Genomic DNA, 13,784 nt, shown 5'->3' with positions numbered 1-13,784 from the left:
GGTTGCCTCAGACGGCGAGCGCCTGGGCGCGGCGCTTCACCTCCGTGCCGCGATTCTCGCTGAGCGCCTGCGCGGGGGTGCCGGGCAGGGTGGCGTCCGCGGTGAAGAGCCACTCCAGCATCTCTTCGTCCGTGAAGCCGTCGTCCCGCAGGAGCGTCAGGGTCCCGGACAGGCCCTTGACGACCTTGTCCCCGTCGATGAAGGCGGCGGGGACGTGCAGCGCCCTGTTCTCACCGCGGCGGACGGCGATGAGCTGGCCCTCCTTGACCAGCTGCCGCACGCGCGTCACCTCGACGTCCATCATTTCCGCGATGTCGGGGAGGGTGAGCCAGGCGGGGACGAGGGCATCGATCTTTGCGTCAATCTCGGTCACGGGATCCAGGGTAGGCGTTCCTGCGGGGGGACCGCGATGGTAGGGCCGGGAGGGTCGTCGTTCGGGTGCACCGCCGTAGGGGCTGGTCGAGCCCACGCGGCGGAGCCGAACATGTCACAGCCCCGCGCCCCTTGGGGGCGCGTTTCCCTCGGGGCGCTCTCAGGCAGTCGTGGCGTTCTTGAGCGGATTCCCCGGGTCGGACAGGGCCTCGGCGTCCATTCGGGTGCCTGCCTCGATCAGGCGGCGGCCCTGGGCCAGGTCCCGGGGGCGGCCTACCGCCAACAGGGCTACCAGGCGGGTCTCGCGCAGCCAGCAGACGCTCCAGGACGGGCCGGCCGGGTCGCCGCGCCAGATCAGGCGGTCGGCCGCGGCGTGGTGGCCGGCGTACTGGACGAAGCGGCCGAACTGCTCGGACCAGAAGTACGGGACCGGGTCGTAGAGGGCGTCGGTCTCGCCGAGGATGTTGGCGGCGACCGTGCGCGGGCCCTGCAAGGCGTTGTCCCAGTGGTGGATGAGCAGGCGCTCGCCGTAGCGGCCGGACGGGAAGGAGGCGCAGTCGCCGACCGCGTAGACGTCGGGCGCGCTGGTGCGCAGGCGGTCGTCGGCGAGCACGTCGCGGTGCGCGCCCAGCTCGATGCCGGAGCCGGTCAGCCAGGCGGTGGCCGGGCGGGCGCCGATGCCGACCACGACGGCGCCCGCGGGCAGCCGGGAGCCGTCGTCGAGCACCACCGCGCCGGGCTCGATGTGCGCCACGCGCGCGTGGGTGCGCAGTGTGGTTCCGCTGTCCGCGTACCAGGCGGTCATCGGCGCGGCGACCTCGGCGGGGAGCGCTCCCGCGAGCGGGCGGTCGGCGGCCTCCACGACGGTCACCGCGCAGCCGGCCTCGCGGGCCGCGGTGGCGAACTCGGCGCCGATCCAGCCCGCACCGACGACCACGATGTCGTGCTGCCGGGCGAGCACGGGCCGCAGCCGCTCGGCGTCGTCCAGGGTGCGCAGGAGATGGACGCCGGGCACGCCCTCGGTGCCGGGCAGCGTGATCGGCTCGGCACCGGTGGCGAGGACCAGGACGTCGTACGGCACCGGTCCGGCCTCGGTGTCCAGCTCGTGGTCGGCGGTGCGCACGCCCAGCGCCTCGCGGCCCAGCACCAGCTCGATGCCGAGCGCCTCGAAGTCGACCTCGAAGGCGGACCCCTCCGACTTGCCGAGCAGCACGGCCTTGGAGAGCGGCGGCCGGTCGTACGGCTGGTGCGGCTCGGCGCCGATCATTGTGACGCTGCCGGTGAACCCCCGCTCGCGCAGGGCGACGGCGGTCTGCACCCCGGCCATGCCCGCGCCCACGACGACCACGCGCCGCGTCTGTGACGTGCCCCGTCGCTGTGTCTGCTCGCTCACCTGACCACCATAGACAAGAACGATAGACAACTGACGAAGAGTCAGTCAGGGGTCGGGGCGAGTGACCTGTTCCACAGCGCCGTCCGAGGCCGTCTTACGAGGGCGGAGCCGCGCGGGCTAGGGTGGCGGGGAAGCACACGCGGGAGCCCGGACGCACCGGGCTGAGAGGGAGGCTGGCGGCCTCCGACCGTACGAACCTGATCCGGGTCATGCCGGCGAAGGGAGGGGCTGGACGCCCATGTCCTCACGTACGTCCGACGTCCTCGTCATCGGGGGCGGCATCATCGGCCTGGTCACGGCCTGGCGAGCGGCTCAGCGCGGGCTCACCGTCGCCGTGGCCGACCCCGAGCCCGGCGGCGGGGCCGCGCAGGTCGCGGCCGGGATGCTGGCCGCGGTCACCGAACTGCACTACGGCGAGCAGACCCTGCTGGGGCTCAACCTGGCCTCCGCGCGCCGCTATCCCGGCTTCGCCGCCGAGCTGACCGAGCTCACCGGCCACGACCTCGGCTACCGGTGCTGCGGCACTCTCGCGGTGGCCCTGGACGCCGACGACCGGGCCCATCTGCGCGAGTTGCACGCCCTCCAGCAGCAGTCGGGCCTGGAGTCCGAGTGGCTGTCCGGGCGGGAGTGCCGGCGCCTTGAGCCGATGCTCGCGCCGGGCGTGCGCGGCGGGCTGCGGGTCGACGGCGACCACCAGATCGACCCGCGCCGGCTGGCGGGGGCGCTGGTGGCCGCGTGCGAGCGGGCCGGGGTGGTGTTCCACCGCGACTGGGCGGAGCGCCTGGAGGTGGTACGGGAGCGGGCCGCCGGTGTCCTCACCCGCGCGGGTGAGGCGCTGGGCGCGGACCAGGTGGTGCTCGCCGGCGGGAGCCTGAGCGGCGAGCTGGCGGGCGTGCCCGAGGACGTGCTGCCGCCGGTGCGGCCGGTGAAGGGGCAGGTGCTGCGGCTGACCGTGCCCGCGCGGTACGCGCCGTTCCTCAGCCGGACCGTACGGGCCGTGGTACGCGGCGGGAACGTCTACCTGGTGCCCCGGGAGAACGGCGAGCTGGTCGTCGGCGCGACCAGCGAGGAGCTCGGCTGGGACACCACGGTCACGGCGGGCGGTGTGTACGAGCTGCTGCGCGACGCGCACGAGCTGGTGCCCGGGATCACCGAGCTGCCCCTGACCGAGACCCGGGCCGGACTGCGCCCCGGCTCCCCCGACAACGCGCCGCTGCTCGGGCCGACCCGCCTCGACGGGCTGCTGCTGGCCACCGGCCACTACCGCAACGGGGTGCTGCTCACACCGGTCACCGGAGACGTGATGGCGGAGCTGCTGGCCGGCGGCGAACTGCCGCAGGAGGCCCGTCCGTTCACACCGGCACGGTTCGATCCCGTCCCCGCCGCACTCGTGGAGCAGACCGTATGAACACCTCCGTCACCATCTCCGTGAACGGGGAGCGCCGCCAGATCGCCCCGGGAACCGCTCTCGACACCCTTGTACGGTCCCTCACGGCCGCGCCGTCCGGGGTGGCCGCGGCCGTCAACGAGACCGTCGTACCGCGCGGGCAGTGGGCGGCCACCGGGCTCGCCGAAGGTGACCGCGTGGAAGTTCTCACCGCCGTGCAGGGAGGCTGAGCCATGGCCGACGACGCGTTCGTCCTCGGGGGTACGACCTTCTCCTCCCGGCTGATCATGGGGACCGGCGGTGCGCCCAGCCTGGAGGTGCTGGAGCGGGCGCTCGTCGCGTCCGGGACCGAACTGACCACGGTCGCGATGCGGCGGGTGGACCCGGGGGTACGGGGTTCGGTGCTGTCGGTCCTCGAACGGCTCGGGATCCGGGTGCTGCCGAACACGGCGGGGTGCTACACCGCCGGGGAGGCCGTGCTGACCGCCCGGCTGGCGCGGGAGGCGCTGGGGACCTCGCTGGTCAAGCTGGAGGTCATCGCCGACGAGCGGACGCTGCTGCCGGACCCGGTCGAGCTGCTGGAGGCGGCGCAGACGCTGGTGGACGACGGGTTCACGGTGCTGCCGTACACGAACGACGATCCGGTGCTGGCCCGCAAGCTGGAGGATGCGGGGTGCGCCGCGGTGATGCCGCTCGGGTCGCCGATCGGGTCGGGGCTCGGGATCCGCAACCCGCACAACTTCCAGCTGATCGTCGAGCACGCGCGCGTGCCGGTGATTCTGGACGCGGGAGCCGGTACGGCGTCGGACGTGGCGCTGGCGATGGAGCTGGGGTGTGCGGGGGTGATGCTGGCGTCGGCGGTGACGCGGGCGCAGGATCCCGAGCGGATGGCTCACGCCATGCGGGCCGGGGTGGAGGCGGGGCGGCTGGCCCGGCTGGCGGGCCGGATCCCGCGCAGGTATCTCGCGGAGGCGTCGTCTCCCGCGGCGGGCCTGGCCGTGCTGGACCCCGAGCGCCCCGCGTTCTGAGCGCCGGCCCGCTCCCGTCTCGCCTCCCATCCACGCACCGCCCGAAACCGTCTGCCGGGAAGCGGGGCTCTCCCGTGGGGGCCGAGCGTCGTCGGCGGCTGCGGGAAAGGGGAGAAGGCATGCCCGGGGCGGGCGTCGTCGGCGGCTGCGGGTGGGCAGGTGCATATTTCAGCCGGGTGTGAAGCGTCACAGGTGCGCTGCAGTCCCCCGGGGTAAGCGGTCTCACCTGTGGGGTGCCGGCCGGTGCTCGTACACTCGCCGGGTGGATACGACCCTTCAGGACCCCCTTGTCGGGCAGGTGCTCGACGGCCGTTATCGCGTCGATGCGCGGATCGCCGTCGGCGGGATGGCCACGGTGTACCGGGCCCTGGACGTCCGGCTGGACCGCGTCCTCGCGCTCAAGGTGATGCACCCGGCGCTCGCCGCCGACGCGTCCTTCGTCGAGAGGTTCATCCGGGAGGCCAAGTCGGTCGCCCGGCTGGCCCATCCCAATGTCGTCCAGGTCTTCGACCAGGGGGCCGACCGGTCGTATGTGTATCTCGCCATGGAGTACGTGGCCGGGTGCACCCTGCGTGACGTGCTGCGCGAGCGTGGTGCGCTGCGGCCGCGGGCCGCGCTGGACATCCTGGAGCCGGTGCTGGCCGCGCTGGGCGCCGCGCACCGCGCCGGGTTCGTGCACCGGGACATGAAGCCCGAGAACGTGTTGATAGGGGACGACGGGCGGGTCAAGGTCGCGGACTTCGGGCTGGTGCGGTCCGTGGACTCCGTGACCAGCACGACCGGCGCCGTCCTCGGCACCGTGTCGTACCTCGCGCCCGAGCAGGTCGAGAGCGGGGCCGCCGATCCGCGCGTCGACGTGTACGCGTGCGGTGTCGTGCTGTACGAGATGCTCACCGGGCAGAAGCCGCACGACGCGGACTCGCCCGCGGTCGTTCTGTACAAGCATCTGCACGAGGACGTGCCGGCGCCGTCCGCCGTCGTGCCGGGGCTGGCCTACGAGCTGGATGAGCTGGTCGCGCTCGGGACCGCCCGCGATCCCGGGGTCCGGCCGTACGACGCGGTCGCGCTGCTCGCCCTGCTGCGACAGGCGCGCGGCGCGCTCGGTGCCGAGCAGTTGGACGCCGTACCGCCGCAGGCGCTGGCGGGCGCGCATGACATCGCCGAGGACCGGACCAGTGTCATACCCGGGTCGCCGGCCTCCCCCACGCTCGGCTTCGGTCGCGCGGGGGAACCCCCGTCCCGGCCCCTGCCGGTCAACGAGGAGGACGAGGGGGCGCTGCGGACCAGCAGGTTCGAGGCGCCGCCCGGGCCCGACCGGCGGCGCGGGGGCCGCCGGTCCCGGCGCGGGCTGGTGACGCTCGTGATCGCCGTGCTGGTCGTCTTCGGCGCCGGAGCCGGCGTCTGGTACATCAACTCCGGGCAGTTCACCAAGGTGCCGCCGCTGCTGTCGAAGACCGAGGCGCAGGCCACCGCGCGGCTGAAGGAGGCCGGGCTCGACGTCGGATCGGTGGAGCACGCCTACAGCGACACGGTGCGGCGGGGCACGGTGATCAGCACCGACCCGGCGGCCGGCGAGCGGATCCGCAGCAACGACTCGGTGGCGCTCACCATCTCCGACGGCCCCGAGACGGTGAGCGTGCCGGATGTGCAGGGCCGCACGGTGGCGAGGGCCAGGGCGCTGCTGCGGGCCGACGGGCTCGAACCGGGCATGGTGACCCGGGAGTTCAGCGAGAACGTGCCCAAGGGGTCGGTCATTTCGTCTGATCCGGGGGCGGGCACCGAGCGGCACGCGGGGACCGCGATCGCGCTCGTCGTCAGCAAGGGTGCCCCGGTCGACGTCCCGGACGTCACCGGCGACGGCCTGGACGACGCCCGGCAGAAGCTTCAGGAGGCCGGGCTGAAGGTGACGGTGTCCGCCACCGAGATCAACTCCGAGTACGACCAGGGGCAGGTCGCCCGGCAGACCCCGGCCGGCGACGCGCAGGCCGCCGAGGGCGACACGGTGACGCTGACCCTGTCCAAGGGACCCGAGCTGGTCGAGGTGCCGAACGTGGTCGGGGCGAGCGTGGACGCCGCGACCAAGCTGCTGGAGCAGTCCGGTTTCCAGGTCAAGGAGGACCGCGGGCTGCTCGGGCTGTTCGGCGACACCGTGCGGAAGCAGTCGGTGGACGCCGGGGAGCAGGCGCCCAAGGGGTCGACGATCACCATCACCATCCGCTGACCGGGCGCGGGCCGCGCCGTGACACCCTTGACGGGTGAAGAGTCAGCAGTCGGGTCCCGCCCGCAACCCCGTCGGCGGCCATGTCCCGGTGGCCGGCGGCCTGCACTCGGTGGGGCTGTCGTACGCCCGTGAGCTGCGGGCCGAGACCGTGCAGGTCTTCGTCGCCAACCCGCGCGGCTGGGCCACCCCGGCGGGCAGTCCGAAGCAGGACGAGGCGTTCCGCGCGGCCTGCGCGCAGGAGTCGATCCCGGCGTATGTGCACGCCCCCTATCTGATCAACTTCGGCTCGCACACCGAGGCGACCGTGGAGAGGTCGGTGGAGTCGCTGCGGCACTCGCTGCGGCGCGGCCGACAGATCGGGGCGCGCGGCGTGGTCGTGCACACCGGGAGCGCGACCGGCGGCCGGGCCCGGGACGTGGCGCTGAAGCAGGTACGGACGCAGCTGCTGCCGCTCCTCGACGAGCTGACCCATGACGACGACCCGTTCCTGCTCCTGGAGTCCACCGCCGGGCAGGGCGCCTCGCTCTGCTCGCGGACCTGGGACTTCGGCCCGTACTTCGAGGCGCTGGACGCCCATCCGAAGCTGGGTGTGTGCCTGGACACCTGCCACGTCTTCGCCGCCGGGCACGACCTGACCGGGCCGAGCGGGATGCACCAGACCCTCGACCTGCTGGTGTCGACCGTCGGCGAGGGGCGGCTGAAGCTGATCCACGCCAATGACTCGAAGGACGTGGTCGGCGCGCACAAGGACCGGCACGAGAACATCGGCGCCGGGCACATCGGCGAGGACCCGTTCCGTGCGCTGATGACCCACCCGGCGACCGCGGGCGTACCGCTGATCATCGAGACGCCCGGCGGCAAGGAGGGGCACGCGGCGGACGTCGAGCGGCTCAAGCGGCTCCGGGACGGCTGACGCCCTCGCCGGACGGCTCACCCCACCGCCGGCGGCGCCGGCGCCTCAGAGCTCCGGGCCGTCTCCGGGACCCTCCTGGTAGGAGTAGCGCTGCTCCCGCCAGGGGTCGCCGATGTTGTGGTAGCCGCGTTCCTCCCAGAAGCCGCGCCGGTCGGCGGTCATGTACTCGACGCCGCGGACCCACTTGGGGCCCTTCCAGGCATACAGCTGGGGCACGACCAGGCGGACCGGGAAACCGTGCTCGGCGGTGAGGAGTTCGCCGTCCTTGTGGGTGGCGAAGACGGTGCCCTCGGCGGCGAAGTCCGCGAGGCGCAGGTTGGCGCTGAAGCCGTACTCCGCCCAGACCATCACATGGGTGACCTCGGGGGCGGGCGGCGCGAGCTCCAGGACGGTCCGCGCCGGGATCCCGCCCCACTCCGCGCCGAGCATGCTGAACTTCGTCACACAGTGCAGATCGGCGACCACGGTGACGTACGGCAGGGCCGTGAACTGCTCGTGGTTCCAAAGGTGCACGCCCCCGTCGGCGGTGGCGCCGAAGACCCGGAACTCCCATCGCTCGGGCCGGAACCTGGGCACCGGGCCGTAGTGCGTGACCGGCCAGCCGCGCTGCAACCGCTGGCCCGGCGGAAGCCCGGCTCCCGCGGTTCCCCGAGACGCGTGCTCCACCGGATGACCCATGCCTTCCATCCTGACAGACCACGGGCAGTGCACCCGACCAGGCAGACCACGCAAAGATCAGCAAATCACTCAATTAGCACCAGACATCCACTTACTTACTAAGTCCGCACTTACTGGACGATCTTCTGTGCCGGTGCAATCATGCGCCGCAAACGTCCCATCCGTCCGGTACGGAACCCACGCGGAAGGAGCCTCTGCGATGCAGGGCGACCCCGAGGTCATCGAATTCCTCAACGAGCAGCTCACCGGCGAGCTCACCGCGATCAACCAGTACTTCCTGCACGCGAAGATGCAGGAGAACTTCGGCTGGTACAAGCTCGCGAAGTACACCCGGCACGAGTCGTTCGACGAGATGAAGCACGCCGAGGTGCTCACCGACCGGATCCTGTTCCTGGAGGAGCTGCCCAACTACCAGCGGCTGTTCCACGTCCGGGTGGGGCAGACCGTGAAGGAGATGTTCGAGGCCGACCGGCAGATCGAGGTGGAGGCGATCGACCGCCTCAAGCGCGGGATCAAGGTGATGCGCGACAAGGGCGACATCACGTCCGCGAACATCTTCGAGGACATCCTGAAGGACGAGGAGCACCACATCGACTACCTCGACACCCAGCTGGAGCTGCTGGAGAAGCTCGGCGAGGCGCTCTACATCGCGCAGGTCATCGAGCAGCCCGAGAGCAGCTGAGCACCGGTCCTCAGGCCGCTTCGTCGAGCGCGGCGACCGCCTCGACGGCGTCGACCGCGGCGAGCACCGGACGGCCCTGGCCGGCCGGCTCGCGGCGGGGGCAGGCGCCCCGGCCGAGAATCGCCTGGATACGACGGACACACGAACCGCAGTCCGTACCCGCCTTGCAGGCGGACGCTATCTGCCGGGGGGTGCAGGCGCCGTCCGCCGCGTGCTGCTGGACCTGGGCCTCGGTGATGCCGAAGCAGCTGCAGACATACACGCGGTTCACCTCCCGACAGGACGGGTCTCTTCACTGCCCTCCCGCTTTCCGGTGAGGCAAACCTAACCTTACCCATCCCTGAGGGGCCGCGAAAGTGCGAAGGGCGCGGATCCGGTGTGATCCGCGCCCCAGAGCACTGCCGGAAGCCCTACTGGTCCCGGTACATCTCCGCGACCAGGAAGGCCAGGTCGAGGGACTGGCTGCGGTTCAGCCGCGGGTCGCAGGCCGTCTCGTAGCGCTGGTGCAGGTCGTCGACGAAGATCTCGTCGCCGCCGCCCACGCACTCGGTGACGTCGTCACCGGTGAGCTCCACATGGATGCCGCCCGGGTGGGTGCCGAGGGCCTTGTGGACCTCGAAGAAGCCCTTGACCTCGTCGAGCACGTCGTCGAAGCGGCGGGTCTTGTGGCCCGAGGCCGCCTCGAAGGTGTTGCCGTGCATCGGGTCGGTCACCCAGGCCACGGAGGCACCCGAGGCGGTGACCTTCTCGACCAGCTCGGGGAGCTTGTCGCGGACCTTGTCCGCGCCCATCCGGACGATGAAGGTCAGCCGGCCCGGCTCGCGGTCCGGGTCGAGGCGGTCGATGTACCTCAGCGCGTCCTCGGCGGTCGTCGCCGGGCCGAGCTTGAGACCGATCGGGTTGCGGATCCTGGAGGCGAACTCGATGTGCGCACCGTCCAGCTGCCGGGTGCGCTCACCGATCCACACCATGTGCGCCGAGACGTCGTACAGCCTGCCGGTGCGCGAGTCGACCCTGGTCAGGGCGGACTCGTAGGCCAGCAGCAGCGCCTCGTGCGAGGAGAAGAACTCGACCGTCTTGAACTCCTCCGGGTCCGCGCCGCAGGCCTGCATGAAGTTCAGCGCGTTGTCGATCTCACGCGCGAGCTGCTCGTAGCGCTGGCCCGACGGGGAGGACTTCACGAAGTCCTGGTTCCAGGCGTGCACCTGGCGCAGGTCCGCGTAGCCGCCGGTGGTGAAGGCGCGCACCAGGTTCAGCGTCGAGGCGGAGGCGTTGTACATCCGCTTCAGCCGCTCGGGGTCCGGGATGCGGGCGGCCTCGTTGAAGGCGAAGCCGTTGACGGAGTCGCCGCGGTAGGTCGGCAGCGTCACGCCGTCGCGGGTCTCGGTCGGCTTGGAGCGCGGCTTGCTGTACTGGCCGGCGATCCGCCCCACCTTCACCACGGGCACCGACGCGGCGTACGTCAGCACGGCGCCCATCTGGAGGAGGGTCTTGAGCTTGTTGCGGATGTGGTCGGCGGACACCGCGTCGAAGGCCTCGGCACAGTCGCCGCCCTGGAGAAGGAACGCCTCTCCCTTGGCGACGGCCGCCATCCGGGCGCGCAGCTGGTCGCACTCGCCCGCGAAGACGAGCGGCGGATACGACTCCAGCTCCGCAACGACTGCGCGCAGAGCCTCGGGGTCGGGGTACTCGGGCTGCTGCGCCGCGGGCAGGTTTCGCCAGGTGTTGCCAGCACCGAGGCTGGTCTTAGCGTTCACGGTCACCTCGTAAACATTACGGGGTCGTGTCGCCATATTTTCCTCCGGCTCGACTGGTGAGACGCGGTGATTGTCCTGTGGACAGGGCGGGCGGTGGGGTAGGGTTTCCCGCATGTTCGCGCATTCGACTCGGAACTGGTGGTGGACCGCTTCTCCGGCGGCCCACTGACTGCGCGTACGCAAGACTTCGCGAAGGCCGCCCGGAGGGGCGGCCTTCGGCGTTCCCGGGGCCGTTCCTCTCCCGCCTGTCTCCCTGACATAGGACCGCAGAGGAACCATGGACCTGAACCAGCTGCTCCACGACGACCGCCCCTTCGCCCTGCTCCGCCGCCGCACCCCCGGCCACGACGAGAGCACGGTGGAGGTCCTGCTCGGCCCGGTCACCGCCCACGACCGGCTCGCCGACCTGCCCGACGAGGGGCTCGCCCTGATCCCGTACCGGCAGATCCGGGAGCGGGGGTTCGACGTGCGGGACGACGGAACACCGCTGCTGGTGCTGACCCCGACGGTGGTATGTCACATTCCACTGGACGAGGCCCTCGCGACCCTCCCCGCCCACGACGTCCGCGTCGAAGGCGGCGCCTTCGACGTCGACGACGACGCGTACGCGCGGATCGTCGGCCGGGTGCTGCGCGAGGAGATCGGCCGGGGCGAGGGCGCGAACTTCGTGATCCGGCGGACGTACGAGGGCGAGATCCCGGGCTTCTCACGCGCCGACGCGCTGGCCCTGTTCCGGCGGCTCCTGGAGGGCGAGCGGGGCGCGTACTGGACGTTCGTCGTGCACACCGGGGACCGGACGCTGGTCGGCGCGAGCCCGGAGGTGCACGTCCGGATGTCCGGCGGCACGGTGGTCATGAACCCGATCAGCGGCACGTACCGCTATCCCGCCGAGGGCCCCACCCCCGAGCACCTGCTCGGCTTCCTCGCCGACGGCAAGGAGATCGAGGAGCTGTCGATGGTCGTCGACGAGGAGCTCAAGATGATGTGCACGGTGGGGGACATGGGCGGGGTGGTCGTCGGCCCGCGGCTGAAGGAGATGGCGCACCTCGCGCACACCGAGTACGAGCTGCGCGGGAAGTCCTCGCTGGACGCGCGGGAGGTCCTGCGGGAGACCATGTTCGCGGCGACCGTCACGGGGTCCCCGGTGCAGAACGCCTGCCGGGTGATCGAGCGGCACGAGGTCGGCGGACGCGGCTACTACGCCGGTGCGCTGGCCCTGCTCGGCCGGTCCGCGGGTGGCGGGCGGGAAGCATCCGCCGGCGCCCAGACCCTGGACTCCCCCATCCTGATCCGCACCGCCGACATCGACGCGGACGGCCGGCTGCGGGTCCCCGTCGGCGCCACGCTGGTGCGCGGCTCGGACCCGGCGAGCGAGGTCGCGGAGACGCACGCCAAGGCGGCGGGCGTGCTGGCGGCCCTCGGCGTACGACCGTCCCGGCCCCGGGGCGAGGAGACGCGGCCCCGGCTGGCGGACGACCCCCGGGTGCGGGCCGCGCTGGACGGGCGGCGGGCCGCGCTGGCGCCGTTCTGGCTGCGGATGCAGGAGCGGACCGGCGAACTGACCGGGCACGCGTTCGTGGTGGACGCGGAGGACACGTTCACCGCGATGCTCGCCCACGTGCTGCGGGCCGGCGGACTCGACGTCACCGTCCGGCGCTACGACGAGCCGGGGCTGCGGGCGGCCGTGCTCGCGCACGAGGGGCCGGTGGTGCTCGGCCCCGGCCCCGGCGACCCGTCCGACCTGGACGATCCGAGGATGCGCTTCCTGCGGGAGCTGACGGCGACCCTGATCCGGGGCCACCGGCACGGGGTGCTGGGCGTCTGCCTCGGGCACGAGCTGATCGCAGCAGAGCTGGGGCTGGACATCGTCCGCAAGGAGGTCCCCCACCAGGGCGCGCAGATGACCGTGGACCTGTTCGGGCGCCCGGAGACGGTCGGCTTCTACAACAGCTTCGTGGCCCGCTGCGACGAGGAGGCGGCGCGGGAGCTGGCGGCGCACGGCATCGAGGTGAGCCGGGCGGAGAACGGCGAGGTGCACGCGGTGCGGGGTCCTGGTGTCGCCGGGGTGCAGTTCCATCCCGAGTCGATCCTCACGCTGAACGGCGCCGCCGTGGTGCGCGAGCTGATCGGCGAGCTGCGTGGCAGCGGCACGTTCTCGGCGGAGAGGCCGGTCCGGTAGTCCCCTCCGCGCGCCGTCACGGTGGCCGTGGCGGCGCGCGGGTCGAGGAGAGGCGGCCGGCGGCTGTCAGCCGAAGAACACCCCGACCTCCTCGTACAGCTTCAGGTCGACGGTCTTCAGCTTGGCCGTGGCCTCCGCGATCGGCACCCGGACGATGTCGGTGCCGCGCAGCGCGACCATCTTGCCGAAGTCCCCGTCGCGGACGGCGTCGACGGCGTGCAGGCCGAAGCGGGTGGCCAGCCAGCGGTCGAAGGCGCTGGGCGTGCCGCCGCGCTGGACGTGCCCGAGGACGGTGGTCCGGGCCTCCTTGCCGGTGCGCTTCTCGATCTCCTTGGCCAGCCACTCGCCGACCCCGGAGAGCCGGACGTGCCCGAAGGAGTCGAGGGACTCGTCCTTGAGGACGACGTCCCCGTCCTTCGGCATGGCGCCCTCGGCGACGACCACGATCGGGGCGTACGACGCCTTGAAGCGGGAGGTGACCCAGGCGCACACCTGGCCGATGTCGAAGCGCTGCTCGGGGATGAGGATGACGTTGGCGCCGCCGGCGAGGCCGGAGTGGATGGCGATCCAGCCGGCGTGCCGGCCCATCACCTCGCAGACCAGGACCCTCATGTGGGACTCGGCGGTGGTGTGCAGGCGGTCGATGGCCTCGGTGGCGATGCCGACCGCGGTGTCGAAGCCGAAGGTGTAGTCGGTGGCGGACAGGTCGTTGTCGATGGTCTTCGGGACGCCGACGACGGGCACGCCGTACTCGTCGGTGAGGCGGGCGGCGACGCCGAGGGTGTCCTCGCCGCCGATCGCGATCAGCGCGTCGACCTCCAGTTTGGCGAGGTTGTCCTTGATCCGGCGGATGCCGTTCTCCTGCTTGAGCGGGTTGGTCCGCGAGGAGCCGAGGATGGTGCCGCCGCGGGGCAGGATGCCGCGTACGGCGGGGATGTCGAGACGGACGGTGTCGCCTTCGAGGGGTCCGCGCCAGCCGTCGCGGAAGCCGACGAATTCATAGCCGTACTCCTGCACGCCCTTGCGGACGATGCCGCGGATGACGGCGTTGAGCCCGGGGCAGTCGCCGCCTCCGGTCAGTACTCCGACCCGCATGGAAATGTCCCTTCGCCGCGGTTGCCTGGTGGGACTCACGCTAATGGTGATCCAGCTCACACAGGGATGGGCGGGTAAG

The 13,784-nt window shown here is 72.0% G+C and carries 14 protein-coding genes and 1 riboswitch; of the genes, 8 read left to right on the top strand and 6 right to left on the bottom strand.

The window, feature by feature from the left end; translation table 11 throughout:
• Positions 1-7: 7 nt before the first annotated feature.
• On the bottom strand, positions 8-373 hold the full coding sequence (locus AB0P24_RS17170) for an Rv2175c family DNA-binding protein (protein ID WP_365794693.1): 366 nt from the start codon (positions 371-373) through the stop codon (positions 8-10).
• A gap of 159 nt (positions 374-532) precedes the next feature.
• The gene (locus tag AB0P24_RS17165) at positions 533-1,765 is read right to left on the bottom strand and encodes an FAD-dependent oxidoreductase (RefSeq protein WP_365794691.1); all 1,233 of its coding nucleotides are present in this window, start codon (positions 1,763-1,765) and stop codon (positions 533-535) included.
• A 129-nt stretch (positions 1,766-1,894) separates the two neighbouring features.
• Positions 1,895-2,006: riboswitch (TPP riboswitch) on the top strand.
• Here AB0P24_RS17165 and thiO point away from each other — a divergent pair.
• The 5 genes from thiO (at position 2,004) to AB0P24_RS17140 (ending at position 7,314) form a co-directional block, all read left to right on the top strand.
• Positions 2,004-3,173, top strand: coding sequence for a glycine oxidase ThiO (thiO, locus tag AB0P24_RS17160; protein ID WP_365794689.1), 1,170 nt, complete (start codon positions 2,004-2,006; stop codon positions 3,171-3,173). It overlaps the preceding riboswitch by 3 nt.
• On the top strand, positions 3,170-3,382 hold the full coding sequence (thiS, locus tag AB0P24_RS17155) for a sulfur carrier protein ThiS (RefSeq protein WP_365794687.1): 213 nt from the start codon (positions 3,170-3,172) through the stop codon (positions 3,380-3,382). The genes thiO and thiS overlap by 4 nt, the downstream gene beginning before the upstream one ends.
• Before the next feature lie 3 nt (positions 3,383-3,385).
• Positions 3,386-4,180 carry a thiazole synthase gene (locus AB0P24_RS17150; RefSeq protein WP_365794685.1) on the top strand — a complete coding sequence of 265 codons (795 nt, stop codon included), beginning with the start codon at positions 3,386-3,388 and terminating at the stop codon, positions 4,178-4,180.
• Positions 4,181-4,442: 262 nt separating this feature from the next.
• Positions 4,443-6,401 carry a Stk1 family PASTA domain-containing Ser/Thr kinase gene (gene pknB, locus AB0P24_RS17145; RefSeq protein ID WP_365794683.1) on the top strand — a complete coding sequence of 653 codons (1,959 nt, stop codon included), beginning with the start codon at positions 4,443-4,445 and terminating at the stop codon, positions 6,399-6,401.
• 34 nt (positions 6,402-6,435) lie between these two features.
• On the top strand, positions 6,436-7,314 hold the full coding sequence (locus AB0P24_RS17140) for a deoxyribonuclease IV (RefSeq protein WP_365794681.1): 879 nt from the start codon (positions 6,436-6,438) through the stop codon (positions 7,312-7,314).
• 45 nt (positions 7,315-7,359) lie between these two features.
• Here AB0P24_RS17140 and AB0P24_RS17135 read toward each other — a convergent pair whose 3' ends face one another.
• The gene (locus AB0P24_RS17135) at positions 7,360-7,992 is read right to left on the bottom strand and encodes a sulfite oxidase-like oxidoreductase (RefSeq protein WP_365794679.1); all 633 of its coding nucleotides are present in this window, start codon (positions 7,990-7,992) and stop codon (positions 7,360-7,362) included.
• A gap of 199 nt (positions 7,993-8,191) precedes the next feature.
• On the opposite strand from AB0P24_RS17135, the gene bfr reads away from it, so the two are divergent.
• On the top strand, positions 8,192-8,674 hold the full coding sequence (gene bfr, locus AB0P24_RS17130) for a bacterioferritin (RefSeq protein ID WP_365794677.1): 483 nt from the start codon (positions 8,192-8,194) through the stop codon (positions 8,672-8,674).
• A gap of 10 nt (positions 8,675-8,684) precedes the next feature.
• Here bfr and AB0P24_RS17125 read toward each other — a convergent pair whose 3' ends face one another.
• Both AB0P24_RS17125 and AB0P24_RS17120 read right to left on the bottom strand, forming a co-directional pair.
• Positions 8,685-8,945 carry a (2Fe-2S)-binding protein gene (locus tag AB0P24_RS17125; protein ID WP_365794675.1) on the bottom strand — a complete coding sequence of 87 codons (261 nt, stop codon included), beginning with the start codon at positions 8,943-8,945 and terminating at the stop codon, positions 8,685-8,687.
• Between the two features lie 139 nt (positions 8,946-9,084).
• On the bottom strand, positions 9,085-10,437 hold the full coding sequence (locus tag AB0P24_RS17120) for a class II 3-deoxy-7-phosphoheptulonate synthase (protein WP_365794673.1): 1,353 nt from the start codon (positions 10,435-10,437) through the stop codon (positions 9,085-9,087).
• 106 nt (positions 10,438-10,543) lie between these two features.
• Here AB0P24_RS17120 and AB0P24_RS17115 point away from each other — a divergent pair, with 106 nt between their 5' ends.
• Both AB0P24_RS17115 and AB0P24_RS17110 read left to right on the top strand, forming a co-directional pair.
• Complete coding sequence (locus AB0P24_RS17115; RefSeq protein WP_362754581.1) at positions 10,544-10,600, top strand: trp operon leader peptide; 57 nt, start codon at positions 10,544-10,546, stop codon at positions 10,598-10,600.
• 108 nt (positions 10,601-10,708) lie between these two features.
• A complete protein-coding gene (locus tag AB0P24_RS17110) occupies positions 10,709-12,610 on the top strand; it encodes an anthranilate synthase family protein (protein WP_365794671.1) in 1,902 nt (633 codons plus the stop codon).
• A 66-nt stretch (positions 12,611-12,676) separates the two neighbouring features.
• Here AB0P24_RS17110 and AB0P24_RS17105 read toward each other — a convergent pair whose 3' ends face one another.
• The gene (locus AB0P24_RS17105) at positions 12,677-13,705 is read right to left on the bottom strand and encodes a 6-phosphofructokinase (protein WP_365794669.1); all 1,029 of its coding nucleotides are present in this window, start codon (positions 13,703-13,705) and stop codon (positions 12,677-12,679) included.
• Positions 13,706-13,784 lie beyond the last annotated feature (79 nt).

The sequence above is a fragment of the Streptomyces sp. NPDC086519 genome, assembly GCF_040686075.1.
Classification (GTDB): Bacteria; Actinomycetota; Actinomycetes; order Streptomycetales; family Streptomycetaceae; genus Streptomyces; species Streptomyces shenzhenensis.
Note: the sequence above shows the minus strand (reverse complement) of the source record. Positions and strands in the feature narration are given on the sequence as shown.